A 15,810-nucleotide genomic window follows, 5' to 3' on the forward strand; every position below is an offset into this window, starting at 1 on the left:
AAACGCCTGGTAACCGTCCGCCGCGTTACCTGAAGTTTCACCGGGGCAGGGGCCGCCGGACAGGGCTTCCGGGAGGGGTGGCCAGTGTAGACTGCCAGGTTTTTCGTTCTGGCGGTATGGCGCAAGTTTCACAGCGCACAGTTTTCAATGGTTCGGCGCTCGTTCGCCTGCTCTCCCGACTGGCCGACACAGGCGTGCGCGAACCCCGACAAGCCACCGCGGATCGATTGAGCCAGTGGTTCGGCTGGACCGATGCCATTTCGCTGTCCGCGGCGCTGGAGGGGATTCCGGCGGCTGCTTCTTCCCGGCAACGGGCTTTCGCGAACGCCGAGGAGCGGGAATGCGCCCGTGCGCGTACCGCGCTGGCCAACGCCATCGCAGAAGACGGCACTGCCGCGGCTGCGGCCGACTTCGCCCCATTCCGCCGCCGCTACCTCGCCCTGCAGCAGGCCATGGAAGCGGGCATCGGCCCCCTGCGCGGGCGCCTGCGGGCGGCACTGGCGGCCAGGTCGCCGGCCATGGCCCGGCTGGCCGCCGTGGACGTGGTCATGGAGCAGGTCCTGGCCGGGCGCGAGCACAGCCTGCTGGCGGGCGTGCCCGCGCTGCTCGAAAAACATTTCACCCGCTTGAGCCGGGACAGCTTGTCAACGACAGGCGAACCCGGCAGCGAGGCCCAGGCCGGCGAGTGGCTGCATGTGTTCCGCAAGGACATGAAGAACGTGCTGCTCGCCGAACTGGATTTCCGATTTCAACCGATCGAAGGGCTGCTCGAAGCCCTTCGCATGAGGCAACCAGAGTGCCATGAATAGATTTCTTCACTACGCTGTTTTTGCCGCGGGCCTGGCCGTCGTGTGCTGGGTCGGAGCCGGCTACGTCGGGTCGCATCCATTGGCGCTCATCGTCACGATGATCGTCGGCGCGTTCTACATCATGGGTGCGCTGGAACTGCACCGGTTCCAGCAGGCGACGTCCACCTTGAGCCGCGCTGTGGCCGACCTGTCTGCCGCCCCGGAAGATCTTGGCGCCTGGCTCGGCCAGCTGCATCCAACGCTGCGCAACGCGGTGCGCCTGCGCATCGAGGGCGAGCGCGTCGGCTTACCCGGCCCGGCGCTCACGCCCTATCTGGCGGGACTGCTGGTGCTGCTGGGCATGCTGGGCACTTTCCTCGGCATGGTGGTGACGCTCAACGGCACCGGATTGGCGCTGGAGACCGCGACCGACCTGCCGGCCATCCGTGCCTCGCTGTCGGCCCCGGTCAAGGGGCTGGGGCTGGCGTTCGGCACCTCGGTGGCCGGCGTGGCCGCCTCGGCGATGCTCGGCCTTGCCTCGGCCCTTTGCCGGCGCGAGCGGCTGCAGGCCGGGCAGATGCTCGACAGCAGGATCGCAACCACCTTGCGCATCTACTCGGAGACCCATCGGCGCGAAGCGTCGTTCCAGCTCCTCGAGCAGCAGGCGCAGTTGATGCCCCGGCTGGTCGACCAGCTGCAGGCGATGATGGCCGCCATGGAGCGCCAGGCCCAGGCCTTGAACGAGCGGCTCGTCACCGGCCAGGCGCAATTCCACACCCAGGCCGAGGCCGTGTATGCCGGCCTCGCTTCCTCGGTCGACCAGTCGCTGAAGAAGAGCCTGACCGAGAGCGCCCGCATCGCCGGCGCCACCATCCAGCCGGTCGTCGAAGCCACCATGGCCGGCATTGCGCGCGAGACGGCTTCCTTGCACGACACCGTCGCCCGCACCATGCAGCAGCAGCTCGAAGGGCTTTCGAGCCGTTTCGAAGCCACGACGACCCGCGTGGCCGACACCTGGAAGGCTGCGCTCGCCGAACATGAGCGTACCTCCGGGGCGCTGTCGAAAGACCTGCACGCGTCGCACGACCGTTTTGCAGAGACCTTCGAGCAACGTTCGGCATCGCTGGTGGAGAGCGTGTCCGCCCGGCTCGAAAGCACGGTGGGCAGCGTGTCGGACACCTGGGGCCATGCGCTCGCGCAGCATCAGCGCGTCAGCGAAAAGCTGTCGGAAGACGCGCACCAGTCCTTCGCGGCGGCGGCGGCAGGCTTCGAGCAGCACGCGGCATCGCTGCTGCGCACCGTGGACCAGGCGCACGCCAATCTGCAGACCGAGATGGCGGCGCGCGACGAGCAGCGCCTGTCGGCCTGGACGCAGGCGCTGGCGGCAATGGCCACGTCGCTGCAGCAGGAGTGGCAGCAGGCGGGCGCGCACACGGCGGGCCACCAGCAGCAACTCTTCGAGACCTTGGCGCAGACCGCACGCGACATGTCGGCCCAGGCAGAAGCCCACGCGAAGGGCACCGTGGCCGAAATCGCCCAGCTCCTGCAGGCCGCGTCGGAAGCACCGCGCGTGGCGGCCGAAGTGGTGGCCGAACTGCGCCAGAAGCTTTCCGACAGCATGGCGCGCGACAACGCGATGCTGGAAGAGCGCAGCCGCATCATGGAAACGCTGGGAACCCTGCTCGACGCCGTGAACCATGCCTCCACCGAGCAGCGCTCGGCAGTCGATGCGCTGGTCGGCGCGTCGGCGGATGTGCTGGAGCGTGTCGGCAGCCGCTTCATCGACAAGGTCGAGACGGAAACCGGGAAGATGGCCGGCGTCGCCGCGCAAATCACCGGCAGCGCCGTCGAAGTGGCGAGCCTCGGCGAAGCCTTCGGTCTTGCGGTGCAGCTGTTCAGCGAATCGAACGACAAGCTGGTGGCCCATCTGCAGCGCGTGGAAGGCGCGCTCGGCAAGTCCATTGCGCGCAGCGATGAGCAATTGGCGTACTACGTGGCGCAGGCGAGGGAAGTCATCGACCTCAGCATCATGTCGCAGAAGCAGATCGTCGAAGACCTGCAGCAGATTGCCGGCCGGCAGCAGGCCGTGGCGAGCGAAGCGTGATGCGGGACGACCTCGACGCCGGCCTCGAGCCGAGCGTGCCGGTGTGGGCGGTCTTCGGCGATCTGATGTCGGGCCTGGTCGGCGCCTTCGTGCTGATTCTGGTGGGGGCGCTCGGCATGCAGCTGGACCTCGCCGCCAAGCTGCAGGCCGAGGTGCAGCAGCGCCAGGCCGAAACGCAGCGCCGTGAGGCGCTCGAGCAGGCGCTGGCAGGGCCGCTCGCGGCTGGCCGGGTCACGCTCAACAACGGGCGCATCGGCATCAGCGGCAACGTGCTGTTTGCCTTCAACTCGGCCGATCTGCAGCCCGAGGGCCGGCAAGTGCTCAAGAGCCTGGCTGCGCCCGTGGCCGCCTACCTCCGCGCGCGTGACGAGGTGCTGATGGTGAGCGGCTTCACCGACGACCGGCAGATGCGGCAGACGAAGGAAGGCAACCGGCCGTTCGCGGACAACTGGGAGCTCTCGGCCCAGCGCGCCTTGACCGTGACCCGCGCATTGATCGAGGAAGGCATTCCCTCGTCCTCGGTGTTTGCCGCGGCCTTCGGGTCGGAGCAGGCCGTGGCGTCCAATGCCGATGCCGAAGGACGGGCAAAGAACCGGCGCGTCGAGATGGCGCCTGCGCCCCGCCAGCAGACCGGCGCCGGCGCGAAGGCCCGTGAGTAGCCGCATGGACGACCCCGTGGCGATGCTCGATGCGTGGCGTGCGCGCGGCGAGCATCGCGTGGACCCGGTGCGCTTTCGTTTCATCGAGGCGCTGGCCCGGCGGGCATCCGCGCACCAGGGCGATGCGCGGCGCATCCTCGACGGCAAGGTGCACAGCCTGCTTGCGGCCTATCGCGAGAATCTCGAAAAAGCCCGGGCCGCCGATGCCGGCGTGAAGCAGGACGCCGCGCCTCCTCGCGGGCCGCTCGCCGAACTCGTCGAGCACATCGCCCGGCAGTCGCCGCCGCCAGCCGGAGGGCAGGCCGCATCCGCTCCCGAATTGAAGACGCTGCGGTACTTCAAAAGCACGTGGTCGCGGCTCAGCGCCGACCGGCGGCTGACGCAGTCATTGGCAAAGGTGCCGGAGAATGCCGGCCCCCTCAATTCGCATCACCTGGTGCATCGGTCGCTGATGCTCATGCACGAGCTCTCGCCCGAATACCTGAACCGGTTCATGTCGTACGTCGACACCCTGCTGTGGGTCGACCAGGTGAACGGCAGCAATGCCCCGGCAGCGGCGAACACCCCGCGCGCCGAAAGCCCGAAGAAGACGGCGCGCGGCAAATCCGGCTGAAGCCTGGCCGGCTAGCGCAAGCCGTGCGCGCGGATCACGGCCTTCAGCCGCCGCACCTCGTGCTGCAGATCGAGAATCAGCGCGGCGGCGTCGAGGCCCACGCCGAAGTCGCGCTCGAGCCTGCGCGCCTCGAGCGCGTATTGCAGGTCGGTGCTCGAGAACTGCCACCGCTCGGGTGGCGCTTCGGCCATGGCGATCTGCACGATGCCGACTTCGACGAGTTGCACCACCCATTCGGTGTCGGCGCCGCAGGCATGGGCCAGCTCGCTCGCGGCGAGCGGCTGCGACGCGCTGATGGCTGTTGTGACGGAAACGGTCGCCATGCTCACACTCCCAGATGCTGGCGTGGGTTGAACGAAGCCGACGCTTGCGCGAGCTGCTCGTAGGCCTTGCGTGCGGCCTCCGCGGTGGCGGGGGGCAGGGCAATCTCGAGCAGCAGGTACAGGTCGCCGGGCTGCTTGCCGCCGAGCCCTCGGCCCTTGAGCCTGAGCTTGAGGCCGCTGCGCGCATTGGGCGGCACGGTCACCTCGACCGCGCCGCCGGCTGGCACAGGTACCTTCACCTGCGCGCCGAGCGCCGCCTCCGTCGGGGTGACGGGCAGCGTCATGTAGATGTCGCGTTCTTCCAGGCGGTAGAGCCTGTGCGGCGCGATGCGCACCTCCAGGTAGAGGTCGCCGGCAGGTTCGCCGCCATGGCCTGGCATGCCCTGTCCGGCAAGCCGGATGAACTGCCCCGGATGCATGCCGGGCGGAATCTTGACGCTGAGCGTGCGCGTCTTGAACGTGGGCCGGCCCTGCGCGTCGAGTTCCTGCGAACGCAGCGTGATCTCGCGCTCGGCGCCGTTGAGTGCGTCTTCGAGCGCGATCTCGATGGCCGCGTGATGGTCTTCGCCGCGCGCGCGGTAGTTGCGCCTTGCCGCCCCGCGCCGCTCGGCCTCGCCGAAGAGCGATGAAAAGAACTCGCTGAAATCCGCGTGGTCGGCCGGGCCCTGGTTCGGGCCGCGGTGAAATTCGAAGCCGGTGTCCCAGCCGGGTGGCGGCTGGAAGTCGCCCTCGGGATGGCCACCGCGCGCCACGCGGTCGGCCAGTGCGTCGTAGGCGGCGCGCTTTTCCTTGTCGCGCAGCACGTCGTTGGCTTCGTTGATGTCGCGCATGCGCTTCTCGGCGTCGGGCTCCTTGCTGACGTCGGGGTGGTACTTGCGCGCAAGCCTGCGGTAGGCCTTGCGCACCTCGTCGTCGGAAGCGGTCCGGTCGATGCCCAGGGCGCTGTAGTAGTCCTTGAATTCCATGGCGGTTGGTGGTGTGAACGCCGAACAGTACGCGCTCCGGCTCGTTCAAGCCAGGGCTGAATCGCCGTCGGCATGCCGCAGTAGCGGCGTTACGGCCCATGTGGGGCCGCTGCGCGAAAAACGCAATGGCTGCGCATTGCCGAGCAGATTCAGATCGATGGGTACGCCGATCAACGCGGCCAGCGCGTAGAGCGTGCCGCCATGGGCCACCACCAGCACCGGCGCCGGCTGCGCCAGCGCGGCGTCGAGGGCAAGCCGCTTGCGGGCCACGAATTGCGCGAGCGTTTCGCCGCCTTCGGGTTCGCAGGCCCAGTCGATATTGGCCGACGAGGTGCCGATGAGCGCGCCGAAGTTGCGTTCGCGCAGCGCCGCCTGGGGCGTGGGCGCGAGCCGGAGCACTGCGGCCACGGTATGCGCCGTGTCGTGCGCGCGCCGCGCATCGCTGCAGACGATGGTGCGGATCGGCTCGCCCGCCAGCAGCTTGGCGGCGCGCGCGGCCTGCTGCAGGCCGAGCTCGCTCAGCGGCTCGTCCACGGCCTGGAAGATGCGCTGCGCATTGCGGCCGGTCTGGCCATGGCGCAGGAAGTAGAAATGGTCGCAGGCCGGTGCGAGCGGCTGCTCGGCGGCGATGCGGACCAGCTGGTCGAGGCCTGCGGTCGCGCCGTGGGGGAAAGGTGCCTGTGACATGGGTCGTGGCTCAGCCGAACTTCAGGCCCTTGGGGCGCGCCTGCAGGCGGTCGATGTAGGCATCGATCTTGGCCCGGTTGGAGCGTCCGCCGAATGCGCGGTGCCAGATGAACATCGAGCCGATCATCACGTCGGCCGCGGTGAACTGAGCGCCGAAGAGATAGGGGCCGTAGCCCAGCTCGCGCTCCACCGCGTCCTTGGCCTGCTCGAAATCGGTCCAGCCGCGCGCGCTGTTGTTGCTGTGCAGCCCCAGCAGGCTGTCGCCCATCGAGGGCTCCAGCTGCGCCGTCGAATAGACCATCAGCGACAGGTAGCGGCCACGCTCGGGCGAACCCACCGGCGGCGCCAGTTTGGCCTGCGGAAACTTCTCGGCCACGTACATGCAGATGGCCGCGTTCTCGAACACGCGTGTGCGGCCGTCCACCAGCGCCGGCAGCTTGCCCGCCGGATTGATCTTGAGGTACTCGGGCTTCTTGTGCGCCTTTTCCCGGATGAGGGTGGGCACGATTTCGTAGTCCACGCCGGCTTCGTCGAGCATCCATTTCGCGACCTGCGCGCGGCTGTGTGGATCGAAATACAACTTCATGAGGGGACTCCTTTCATGGATCGGCACCGGGGGCGGGTCAGAACTTCGGAATGCGCAGCGTCTTGCTGATCATCAGCGTGCCCGATAGCGCAAAGAGCAGCGTCAGCGGATGCAGCTGCCAGGGACCGAGCGCCAAGGCGCCGCCCCACACCGCGTCGCCGATGCGGCCTTGCCAGGCTGCAAGGGCCAGCACGCCGACCAGCACCACGCTGGTCGGGATGGGCGTACCTTCGAAGTACTTCACCTTGTCGGCGCCCGCGGAAAGCGCCTCGGCCGTGACGTTGTAGCGCGCGAGCCGGCTCACGCCGCAGCAGACGAAATAGACCAGCAGCACGCAGTCCCAGCCGCCGTCCAGGCCCGCGGCGAAGGCCAGCGCGGCGGGCGCCACGCCAAAGGAAATGACGTCGGCCAGCGAATCGAGCTCGCGCCCCAGGGCGGAGTGCGTCTGCCGCCAGCGCGCGATGCGGCCGTCGAACACGTCGAACACGAAGGCCGCCGGAGCGAGCGCCGCCGCCCAGAAGAACTGCGCGAGCGACTGGCTCGCCATGAACGCCATGGCAAGGAACACCGCGCCCACGCCGCAAGCCGCGTTGCCGAGCGTGAATGCGTCGGCCAGGTGAAAGCCGCGGATCATCGAGAAATGCTTGCGGGCCGGTGCGGGGGAGGGGGTGGTCATGGGCGTGCTTCGGAGTCGGCGGATGCTCCGCACCTTAACGCAAGCCAGGCCGCTTGCCTGTAGTCGCCATCCGACTCCGGGAGCGGCCGGCGAGGCGGGTCCGGCGGCTCAGGCGGGAAGGTGGGCCTCGTAAGCCTTTTCGAGCTCTGCATGGCGGGTCCAGAACCCTCGGGGCTTGCGCTGGTGCAGCACGTCGTCGAGCACGTCGAGGTGGGCATGCCAGCCGCTGGAGACGCCGAGCGTTTCCTTGCGGTCGGGCAGGCGGCGGTGCGTGAGCACGAGGCGTGTCGCATCGCCCTCGGGCGTGAACTCGAAGCTCACTTCGGAGGCGGTGGCGCTTTCGCTGCCCCAGCTGATGGTCAGGCGCTTCAGCGGCTCGATCTGGATGACACGCGATGCCTGGGAAGGGAAGGTCTTCACTGACGGGATGCCTCGCGCCGCAGCTCGCGCTCCAGCGCGTCCAGATGGTTGCTCCAGAAGCCTTCGTAGTACCGCAACCATGCGTTGGCCGATGCAAGCGCCGCCGGCTCCAGCCGGCAGACGTGCGCGCGCCCCTGCACGGTGCGAGAAACCAGGCCGGCGCGCTCCAGCGCCTTGACATGCTTCGATGCGCCCGCGAACGACATGTGAAACGGCGCGCCGAGCTCGCCCACGCTGCATTCGCCCTGGGCCAGCAGCTGCAGCATGGTGCGGCGCGTGCTGTCGGCCAGGGCGTGGAACACGGCGTCGAGCCGTTCGTCGTCTAGTTCAACCATGTGGTTGAATATAGTCACCCGGCGAGCATCATTCAACCGAAAAGTTGAATGATTTTTTACGGTTACACCCGATACAGGCGAGACGCGTTGGCGCCGCCCGGCGCTGGAGCCTGTGCGATGCCGCTCCTACGATGGCCTTCGTTCCATCCACTCCGCTGACAATGCAATGAAATCCTTCGTCCATCGCCGCACCTTCCTGCTTGCCGCCTCCGCACTGCCGCTGGCCAGCGCCTGTACCGCCTGGTCCGCGAAAGTGCCGCAGGTGGCTTCGGCCGAGGCACAGCTCGCGGCGCTCGAAAGCTCCGCGGGCGCCCGGCTCGGTGTGGCCGCATTCGACACCGCCACCGGCGCGCGCGTGCAGCACCGCGCAACCGAGCGCTTTCCACTGTGCAGCACCTTCAAGACCATGCTGGCCGCGGCCATCCTTGAGCGCAGCACTCGCGACGCCAGCCTGCTGGAGCGCCACGTGAACTACGGCAAGGGCGACATCCTGCCCAATTCGCCCATCACCGAAAAATACCTGGGACAGGGCATGGCGGTTTCCGCGATGTGCGCCGCCACCATTCAATACAGCGACAACGCCGCCGCCAACCTGCTGATGAAAATTCTCGGTGGGCCTTCTGCGGTGACCGCCTTCGCGCGCTCCATCGGCGACCAGTCCTTCAGGCTCGATCGCTGGGAGACGGAACTCAATAGCGCCATTCCAGGCGATCCGCGCGACACTACGACGCCCGAGGCCATGGCCGCAAGCCTGCAGCGGCTGGTGCTGGACAACGGGCTCGGCACGGCACAGCGCAGCCAGCTCCAGGCCTGGTTGCTGGGCAACACCACCGGGGCCACGCGCATTCGCGCCGGCGTGCCGGCCGACTGGAAGGTGGGCGACAAGACCGGCGCCGGTTCGTACGGCACCGTTAACGACACGGGCGTGCTGTGGCCGCCGGCCGGCGCGCCACTGGTGCTGGCGGTCTACCTGACGTTTCCGGCGCGCAAGGATGCGGAGGGCCGCAACGACGTCATCGCATCGGCGGCGCGCATCGTCGCGAACGCACTGCGGGCCTGAGCCCGGCGCCTACTCTTCGCTCGTCCACTCCACCTGCGCGCCCAGGCTGCGCAGGTTTTCGGCGAAGCGGGGATGGGCCCGGCGGATCGGTGTGGCATTGCGGATTTCGGAGCGGCCTTCGATGCTGGCCGCCACCATGAAAAGCGCAATCGCCACCCGGATGATGTAGGGGCTCTCGACCACGGCCGGCGTGAGGGGGCTGCCGCCAAAGCTGATGAGCCGGTGCGGGTCGGACGAAAAGACGTGGGCGCCGAACTTCGACAGTTCGCCGGTCCATCCCAGGGCGCCGTCGTAGACCTTGTTCCAGAACATCGCATTGCCCTCTGCACGCACGCCCAGCGCAATGAAGATGGGAAGCAGGTCGACCGGGAAATAGGGCCAGGGTGCAGCCTCCACCTTGGTGAGCACGTTGCTGGTGAAAGGCGCCTGCACCTTCAGCGGACCGGCGCAGCTGGCGCGCGACCAACCGTCTTCGTGCGTGATCGTGACGCCGAACTTGGCGAAGGTGCGATCGATCAGCGGAAAATTCTCGGGCGCGCTGTTGCGCACGACCACGTCGCCGCCCGTGATGGCGCCCAGCGCCAGGAAGGTGGTGATCTCGTGGAAGTCTTCATCGAAGCGGAATTCCCCGCCACGCAAGGCATTGCCGCCATGCACCGTGAGCCGCGAGGTGCCGATGCCTTCGATGCGCACGCCCAGCATGGCCATGAAGCGGCAGAACTCCTGCACGTGCGGCTCGGACGCCGCGTTGGTGAGCGTGGAGGAGCCGTTGGCCGCCGCCGCGCACAGCACGAAGTTCTCGGTCGTCGTGACGGATGCGTAGTCGAGCCAGTGCTCGGTGGGCGTCAGCGGTCCGTCGCACCGGACCAGCAGCGAGCCGCTGGCGCGCTCCACCTGCCCGCCGAAGCGGCGGAACACATCCACATGGGGATCGATCTCGCGCACGCCCAGCGTGCAGCCCTTAACGTTGTCCTCGAGGCGCGCGATGCCGAAGCGCGCGAGCAGCGGGGGCACCAGCATGATCGACGAGCGCATTTCCTCGGGCAGGCGGTCGCGCGCGGCGTCGAAAGCCGTTTCGCGGTGGTGCAGCTCCAGCGTGCCGGTGGCGTGGTCCATGCGCGCCTCGCTGCCCAGGCTGCGGAAGATGTCGAGGATCTTGCGTACGTCGGTGATGTCAGGCACGCCATGCAGGCGCAGCGGCTCGTTCGTGAGCAGCGTGGCGCACAGCACGGGCAGCACGGCGTTCTTGTTGGCGGAAGGGGTGATGCGGCCGCGAAGCGGCGTGCCGCCGTGCACGATGAGGTTGGACATGGGGGAATGCGAGGCAGGAACGCGTCGAACTGCGATGGATGAATGCAGGCACTGTACCCGGCCAGGCGGGCTCAGGCGTGGTGCCGGGTGTGCATCAATCCGCGCTCAGTTGCTCCGCCGCTTCACGCGGCCGCAGTCCCCGCACGGATGCCAGGCCTTCGAGCTGGGCCTTGCGGGGACGGGCCTTGCCCTGTTCCCATTTGTAGATGGTCTGGCCGGTGACGCCCACCAGCTTGCCATAGGCCGCCGCCGAAAGGCCGAGCTTTTCGCGGTGCGAAGCCAGGCGGCTGGCGCTGAACCGGCGGGCCGGTCCTGACTCGCCTGCTTCGTTCGCATCGGCTCCTGGGGAGACGCGCGCGGAGACCTTGGTGGCGCGCCGCAATTCCTTCTCGAGTTTCTCGACCTGCCGGCGCAATGCGGCGATCGAGGCACGGTGGTGCGTGGATGCTTTTTTCAGCGTTTCGATCTCTGTGCGCACCTCCTTGCGGGCAACACGGGAAATCTCGGCTTTGAGGATGGAGGCGATATTTGGCATGCGCGCATTTTGCACATCTCTTGGGGCGCGTTGCCTTGGGAGATACGGCAACATGCGCCTGCGGCCCTTGAAGGCGCAGGCCGGCTGCCTGTGGTCAGAGCACGAACCAGCCCACGGACACGAAGTGGCTCGCGGTGCCTGCAAGCACGAACAGGTGCCAGGTGCCATGCGCATGCCTGAAGCCGCGCCGGTTCCGGTAGAACACCGTGCCCACGGTGTAGAGCACGCTGCCGGCCAGCAGCCAGGCCAAGCCGCCGCTCTCGAGCCGTGCGGCCAGCGGCACGGCGGCCAGCACGCCGAGCCAGCCCATGCCGATGTACAGCGCCAGCGGAGGCTTGGATGCTGCGCCGTCGGCCTGCAGCAACTCGCGGCCGATGCCGAAGAGCGCGGCGCTCCATACGGCGGCAAGCAGCAGCCAGCCCCACAAGCCGTGCAGCGTGACCAGTGCGAACGGTGTGTAGGTACCCCCGATCAGCAGGTAGATGGCGCAGTGGTCGGCGCGTTCCCAGAAGCGCTTCCGGCGTCCCCGCGTGCTGTGGAACAGCGTGGATGCCGCATACAGCGCCACCGCGGAGAGCGAGAACACCAGTGCGCCGGCAATCCGCGCGGGGTCGCCGGTGGGCACGGTCTTGGCAAGCAGCAGGGCCGTGGCCAACAGGGCGAGCACCAGGCCCAGCAGATGGGTGTAGCCGTTGAGCCGTTCGCCGGGGTACATCGGGTCGGGAGTGCAGTCTTGGTTGTGGAGGGCAAAGGCCAGCGGATGCTAGGTTTGCCTCATGACGGCGCGGTGACCGCAGCGCGGGCCTGCGTGCGCGACCGCGCCGGAGCGCTCAGGCGTCGAAGGCGTCCTGCAGCGTGTGCGCGATATCGGCCGCGAGCGCATCGCGTTGCGGCGCGGGGCGCCAGAAGGTGCGCGCTGCCACGCCGGCCGATTCCCATTCCGGATGGCTGCGCGCGGGCCGTGCCGCGCGCACGGCGGCGGCCGTGGCGCGCGTCGGCGCGTCCTGCGTCGCACTCGTCTCGGCTGCGATGCGCCCGGTGGCCGCATGCCCGCGGCGCTCCAGTGCCCGCGCGAGTTTCAGCTGCCATGCCACCAGCGCAAAGAGCACGCCGTCTTCGACCGTGAGCTCGTGCACGTTGCGCAGCCTGTTTGCCAGCTTGCGACCGAAGGGCCCCCAGCCTTGCGACACCGCGCCGCCGATGGCGCCGCCCACCGCGGCACCGGTGCCCAGCGAAATGCCGGCCAGCGCCAGATCCGCCACCACGCCCACGGCAGCGCCGATGACGGCGCCCTTGCCGAGCCGCAGGCCTGCGTCCTTCATGGCTTCGGGGCTGAAGAAGTCCAGCGTCCAGCGGCCTTCGATGAGCGGCAGCGGCGCCTCGCCGGCATCGTCCTGGCGGAAGCCGTAGAGCGCGAGCAGGTCGTCGGTGCAGCGCTGCGCCTTGTCGAATACCTCTTTCTGCAACGCAGCGACGAATGCCTTCCGGCGCGCCGTGTCGGCAAACTCTTCGGCCGGCATGCTGCGGCGCAACGCAGCGGCGTCGATCAACAAACCGGCAATGCGCGTGCAAGCCGCGCGGCGGCGTTCCGCGGCCTCGGCGGTCAATGAGTCCACCACGACGCGCAGCAACTCGCGCCGGTCTCGCAGCAGGGTGGAGAGATCGCTGTACAACTCGCGCTCCGCCCCCACGAAAGGCGCGGCGGCATCGAAGCTCACCTGCACGTGCAGGCCATAGGCAGAGAGCAGTTCCTTCCAGGCCGGCTCGCGGCTTGCCGCGTCGCGCACGAAGTTCAGCACCGGCATCACGGGCCGGGCGCAGGAGTTGAGCAGTTCGATTTCGTCGCGGAACTTGGGCAGCACCGGCTCGCGCACGTCGATGACCAGAAAAGCAGCATCGATGCCCTGCATGGTGCGCAGCACCTTGGCCTCTTGCTCGAACACGCCATGCGCTTCGGGGCCTTGAAGGAACAGGCGGATGCGTTCGGGCGGCGTGGCCTGCGGGTCCAGGCCCGCCAGGTGTTCGCGAAGCGCCACCGCGTCCTCGAGCCCCGGCGTGTCGAAGAAGCGCACGGCGGCCTGGCCGTTCACGTCGAGATCGACCGACTCCACGTGGCGCGTGGTGCCGGGGTGCTGCGACACCTCTCCGAAGCCGGCGCGCCGCGTCAGCGTGCGCAGCAACGAGGTCTTGCCCGCATTGGTGTGGCCGACAACGGCGATGCGGATGGCTTGCTGTGTCGTCATGGTGCGGCACCAAGGCCCTGCAAGGCATCTTCGAGCTTGTGCGTGGCCGCAACGCGCGGCAGGCCGGTGTCCTGCAGCCAGTCGATCCAGCGTTGCGATGCGCCGGCATCCGCTGCGCTCTGCGCGGCATCGGTCAGCCACAGCCGGCATTTGCCACAATGGGCCAGCAGGTCGCGCAGGAAGCGTTCGGTGCCACGGTCGGGGCTCGATGCCGCATGGCACACGAGCAACACCGCACGCGGGCGGGCCTGCGCCAGCCGGTCGAGCAGGGCGCGCCGCGCGGGCGCACTGCCGTCGATGCGGTGCATCTCGGTGTTCGAATGGGCTTGCAGACTCTCGGGCGGCCACGGCGCATCTGGAGGCAGTTCGAAGCCGATGACGAACAGGGTATCCCGCAGGTCCGTAGGCGCCAGCCCGTCAGGCGCGATGTCTGGTGCCCGTCCCGGGTCGGCATCGACGATGGCGGGCGGCGCAAGCGCGGCGAAGCGCGCCTTCAGCTTGCGGTAATAGGGCTCGCTCCAGTCGGGCTGCAGTGCCGCCCGGCGCAGGTGCCACACCACGGCGCTCAGCAGCACGAGCGCAAGCCGCGGCAGCAGTCCATACACGACGATGCATCCGGTGAGCCACAGCGCCCACGTGCGCTGGCCCGGGGCACCGGGCGTGGCCGAGAGCACGGTCGCCGCGTCGGGAACCGGAAAGCCGATCTGCGCCGGGGTCCAGCCCAGTACCTGCACGGCGCGCACGAAGAAGGTCGGGTCGAGGATCGTCGTTTCCCAACTCAGCGTATAGCTGCGGAATGCCAGCGCGAACAGCAGCGCGGCCAGCACCACCGCAAAAGAGAGCGACCAGATGCCGTGGCTCACCAGCCCGAAGGCCCAGGGCAGCAGCCTGGCGCGCGCCAAGAGCCCGGTGGCGGCGCGTACCAGCACCGGTGCCTGTCCGCGCTTGCCGCCGGCCACGCGCGCGGTGAGGGAGAGCCAGATCCAGCCGAGCGAGCTGGTGTTGAAAGAACCGAGCGGCAGCCACAGGCCGACCAGCCAGAGCAGCAGCGTGAGCAGGTGAATGCCGAGCAAGCTCACGAGCGCGACGATCACATTGATGTGCCGTTCGCCGCCGCTGAGCACGTTGCCCGCGAGCCCCAGGCCGGCGACGACGACGAGCGCGACCAGGCCGAGCAGCACCCACGGCCCCCACTGGCGCGTGCGTGCCAGTTCGGGTTGCAGCCCGATGCGTTCGCCCAACTCAAGCGCGCGCGCGGTGATGCGTGCGTGTTCATTGGATGCGCGGGAGGCGGCGATGCGCATGGCTTGCACATCGTCGAGTGGACCTTTCTCCTCGGTCCATCGGATGGCCTCGGTGATGACCGCGTCCGGAAAAGCAGATTCGCGCAACGCGGTGTTGGTCAACAGGGTCCCTTCGCTAGTGGCGCCCCATGGTGAGCGGGGCGCGCGAATTATGCCCGGCGCGTTACGGGGAGACCATGAGAAGCGGGACCGCGAGCGGTCCCGTTTGCGGAATGACGTGGAACACCGCGGAACCGGCTTGGCCGGGCCGCTGGTGTGGCCCCCGACGAGGGCACGGAACAAGCGACACGAAGTGCGCGCCTGGGGGTGGGGCCAGGTTCAGCGAAGGCCGAAGAACGAAAGCACGGCCACGACAACCACGATCAGGCCGACGATATAGATGATGGAACTCATGCGAGGACTCCTCGTTGTTGACGACAGATTCAGCATCGCGCCCGGGTGGGCGGGTTGCTGTCGGCGAGGGACGGCCTGTGCTGTAGGACTCGCGAAGGCCCGGGCGACCGGATGTGCCGTGCCGGCATCGCCTCAGCGAGCGGCCTTGCGACCAGGTACCGGGCCCAGCGCCTGTTCGAGCAGCCAGTGCATCGCCGAGCGAATTTCTTCCGCGTTGGCGCCCGCATCGATCTCCAGCGCCGCCCGGTCGAAGGCCGCCGAAAGTAGCCGGGCGAGCGCTTCGAGCGAAACCTCATCCTTGCCGACCTTGGCTTTCTCCAGCCCCTGGCGCAGCGAGTTGGCCGAGGTGGCTTCGTCGATGGCCATGGTTTCCGCGAGGCCCAGCACGGCAGGGCCTTCGATGAGCAGCAGCCGCGTGCGGCCCGGCGCGGTCATGGTCTTCAGGTAGGCCTTGCTGCCCTCGAGCAGCGCTTCGCGCGGCGTGAGTTGCCGGGGCGTGGCCGCTTCGATGTCTGCCGCCACGGCTTCGGCCTCGCGCAACAGCACCTGCCTGAACAGATCGCGCTTGTCCACGAAGTGGTGATACAGGGCGCCACGGGTGATACCGGCGGCAACAGCAATCTCGGGCGTTGAGGTTTCGCCGTAGCCCTTGCTGACGAAGAGGGCCCGTGCCGCATCAATGAGCGCGAGGCGGGTGGCTTCCGTGCGCTCGCGGTTGGTTCTGGACAGAGAGGAGGCAACTGGCTTTGGCATTTACATACAGTCTGTCTGTAGATTAATATCTGACGTACATGCAGTCTGTATGTTA

The 15,810-nt window shown here is 68.3% G+C and carries 18 protein-coding genes; 5 read left to right on the forward strand and 13 right to left on the reverse strand.

Annotated elements, in window-relative coordinates:
* The first annotated feature begins 116 nt into the window (after positions 1-116).
* The 4 genes from ACAM55_RS08870 to ACAM55_RS08885 are packed head-to-tail and all read left to right on the forward strand — an operon-like array spanning position 117 to position 4,164.
* Positions 117-809 carry a DUF3348 domain-containing protein gene (locus tag ACAM55_RS08870; protein ID WP_369655662.1) on the forward strand — a complete coding sequence of 231 codons (693 nt, stop codon included), beginning with the start codon at positions 117-119 and terminating at the stop codon, positions 807-809.
* Positions 802-2,892: a DUF802 domain-containing protein gene (locus tag ACAM55_RS08875; protein ID WP_369655663.1), complete on the forward strand. Its 2,091-nt coding sequence runs from the start codon at positions 802-804 to the stop codon at positions 2,890-2,892. The genes ACAM55_RS08870 and ACAM55_RS08875 overlap by 8 nt, the downstream gene beginning before the upstream one ends.
* The gene (locus tag ACAM55_RS08880) at positions 2,892-3,551 is read left to right on the forward strand and encodes an OmpA family protein (RefSeq protein ID WP_369655664.1); all 660 of its coding nucleotides are present in this window, start codon (positions 2,892-2,894) and stop codon (positions 3,549-3,551) included. The genes ACAM55_RS08875 and ACAM55_RS08880 overlap by 1 nt, the downstream gene beginning before the upstream one ends.
* Before the next feature lie 22 nt (positions 3,552-3,573).
* Positions 3,574-4,164 carry a DUF2894 domain-containing protein gene (locus tag ACAM55_RS08885; RefSeq protein ID WP_369656357.1) on the forward strand — a complete coding sequence of 197 codons (591 nt, stop codon included), beginning with the start codon at positions 3,574-3,576 and terminating at the stop codon, positions 4,162-4,164.
* Between the two features lie 11 nt (positions 4,165-4,175).
* Here the strand turns inward: ACAM55_RS08885 and ACAM55_RS08890 are convergent, their stop codons facing one another.
* The 7 genes from ACAM55_RS08890 to ACAM55_RS08920 form a co-directional block, all read right to left on the reverse strand.
* Positions 4,176-4,487, reverse strand: a complete 312-nt coding sequence (locus ACAM55_RS08890; protein ID WP_369655665.1) for a chaperone modulator CbpM — start codon at positions 4,485-4,487, stop codon at positions 4,176-4,178.
* 2 nt (positions 4,488-4,489) lie between these two features.
* The gene (locus tag ACAM55_RS08895) at positions 4,490-5,452 is read right to left on the reverse strand and encodes a DnaJ C-terminal domain-containing protein (protein ID WP_369655666.1); all 963 of its coding nucleotides are present in this window, start codon (positions 5,450-5,452) and stop codon (positions 4,490-4,492) included.
* Positions 5,453-5,497: 45 nt separating this feature from the next.
* Positions 5,498-6,139: a histidine phosphatase family protein gene (locus ACAM55_RS08900; protein ID WP_369655667.1), complete on the reverse strand. Its 642-nt coding sequence runs from the start codon at positions 6,137-6,139 to the stop codon at positions 5,498-5,500.
* A 10-nt stretch (positions 6,140-6,149) separates the two neighbouring features.
* The gene (locus ACAM55_RS08905) at positions 6,150-6,725 is read right to left on the reverse strand and encodes a glutathione S-transferase family protein (protein ID WP_369655668.1); all 576 of its coding nucleotides are present in this window, start codon (positions 6,723-6,725) and stop codon (positions 6,150-6,152) included.
* A 37-nt stretch (positions 6,726-6,762) separates the two neighbouring features.
* On the reverse strand, positions 6,763-7,401 hold the full coding sequence (locus tag ACAM55_RS08910) for a phosphatidylcholine/phosphatidylserine synthase (protein WP_369655669.1): 639 nt from the start codon (positions 7,399-7,401) through the stop codon (positions 6,763-6,765).
* Positions 7,402-7,509: 108 nt separating this feature from the next.
* A complete protein-coding gene (locus ACAM55_RS08915; RefSeq protein ID WP_369655670.1) occupies positions 7,510-7,821 on the reverse strand; it encodes an SRPBCC domain-containing protein in 312 nt (103 codons plus the stop codon).
* Positions 7,818-8,156, reverse strand: a complete 339-nt coding sequence (locus ACAM55_RS08920; protein ID WP_369655671.1) for an ArsR/SmtB family transcription factor — start codon at positions 8,154-8,156, stop codon at positions 7,818-7,820. The genes ACAM55_RS08915 and ACAM55_RS08920 overlap by 4 nt, the downstream gene beginning before the upstream one ends.
* 166 nt (positions 8,157-8,322) lie before the next feature.
* Here ACAM55_RS08920 and bla point away from each other — a divergent pair, with 166 nt between their 5' ends.
* Positions 8,323-9,216, forward strand: coding sequence for a class A beta-lactamase (bla, locus tag ACAM55_RS08925; RefSeq protein WP_369655672.1), 894 nt, complete (start codon positions 8,323-8,325; stop codon positions 9,214-9,216).
* Between the two features lie 9 nt (positions 9,217-9,225).
* On the opposite strand, the gene ACAM55_RS08930 is transcribed toward bla, so the two are convergent.
* From ACAM55_RS08930 to ACAM55_RS08955, 6 genes are all read right to left on the reverse strand, one after another.
* A complete protein-coding gene (locus ACAM55_RS08930; protein ID WP_369655673.1) occupies positions 9,226-10,527 on the reverse strand; it encodes a UDP-N-acetylglucosamine 1-carboxyvinyltransferase in 1,302 nt (433 codons plus the stop codon).
* Positions 10,528-10,621: 94 nt separating this feature from the next.
* Positions 10,622-11,062 (reverse strand): helix-turn-helix domain-containing protein, encoded by a 441-nt coding sequence (locus ACAM55_RS08935; RefSeq protein ID WP_369656358.1) that lies wholly within the window; start codon positions 11,060-11,062, stop codon positions 10,622-10,624.
* A 94-nt stretch (positions 11,063-11,156) separates the two neighbouring features.
* Positions 11,157-11,777, reverse strand: coding sequence for a hemolysin III family protein (locus ACAM55_RS08940; protein ID WP_369655674.1), 621 nt, complete (start codon positions 11,775-11,777; stop codon positions 11,157-11,159).
* Between the two features lie 115 nt (positions 11,778-11,892).
* Positions 11,893-13,305, reverse strand: a complete 1,413-nt coding sequence (locus tag ACAM55_RS08945; RefSeq protein WP_369655675.1) for a GTPase/DUF3482 domain-containing protein — start codon at positions 13,303-13,305, stop codon at positions 11,893-11,895.
* Positions 13,302-14,711 carry a DUF2868 domain-containing protein gene (locus ACAM55_RS08950; protein WP_369655676.1) on the reverse strand — a complete coding sequence of 470 codons (1,410 nt, stop codon included), beginning with the start codon at positions 14,709-14,711 and terminating at the stop codon, positions 13,302-13,304. The genes ACAM55_RS08945 and ACAM55_RS08950 overlap by 4 nt, the downstream gene beginning before the upstream one ends.
* 423 nt (positions 14,712-15,134) lie before the next feature.
* Positions 15,135-15,755, reverse strand: a complete 621-nt coding sequence (locus ACAM55_RS08955; protein ID WP_369655677.1) for a TetR/AcrR family transcriptional regulator — start codon at positions 15,753-15,755, stop codon at positions 15,135-15,137.
* Positions 15,756-15,810: the final 55 nt, after the last annotated feature.

It is taken from the genome of Variovorax sp. V213, assembly GCF_041154455.1.
Taxonomy (GTDB): domain Bacteria; phylum Pseudomonadota; class Gammaproteobacteria; order Burkholderiales; family Burkholderiaceae_C; genus Variovorax.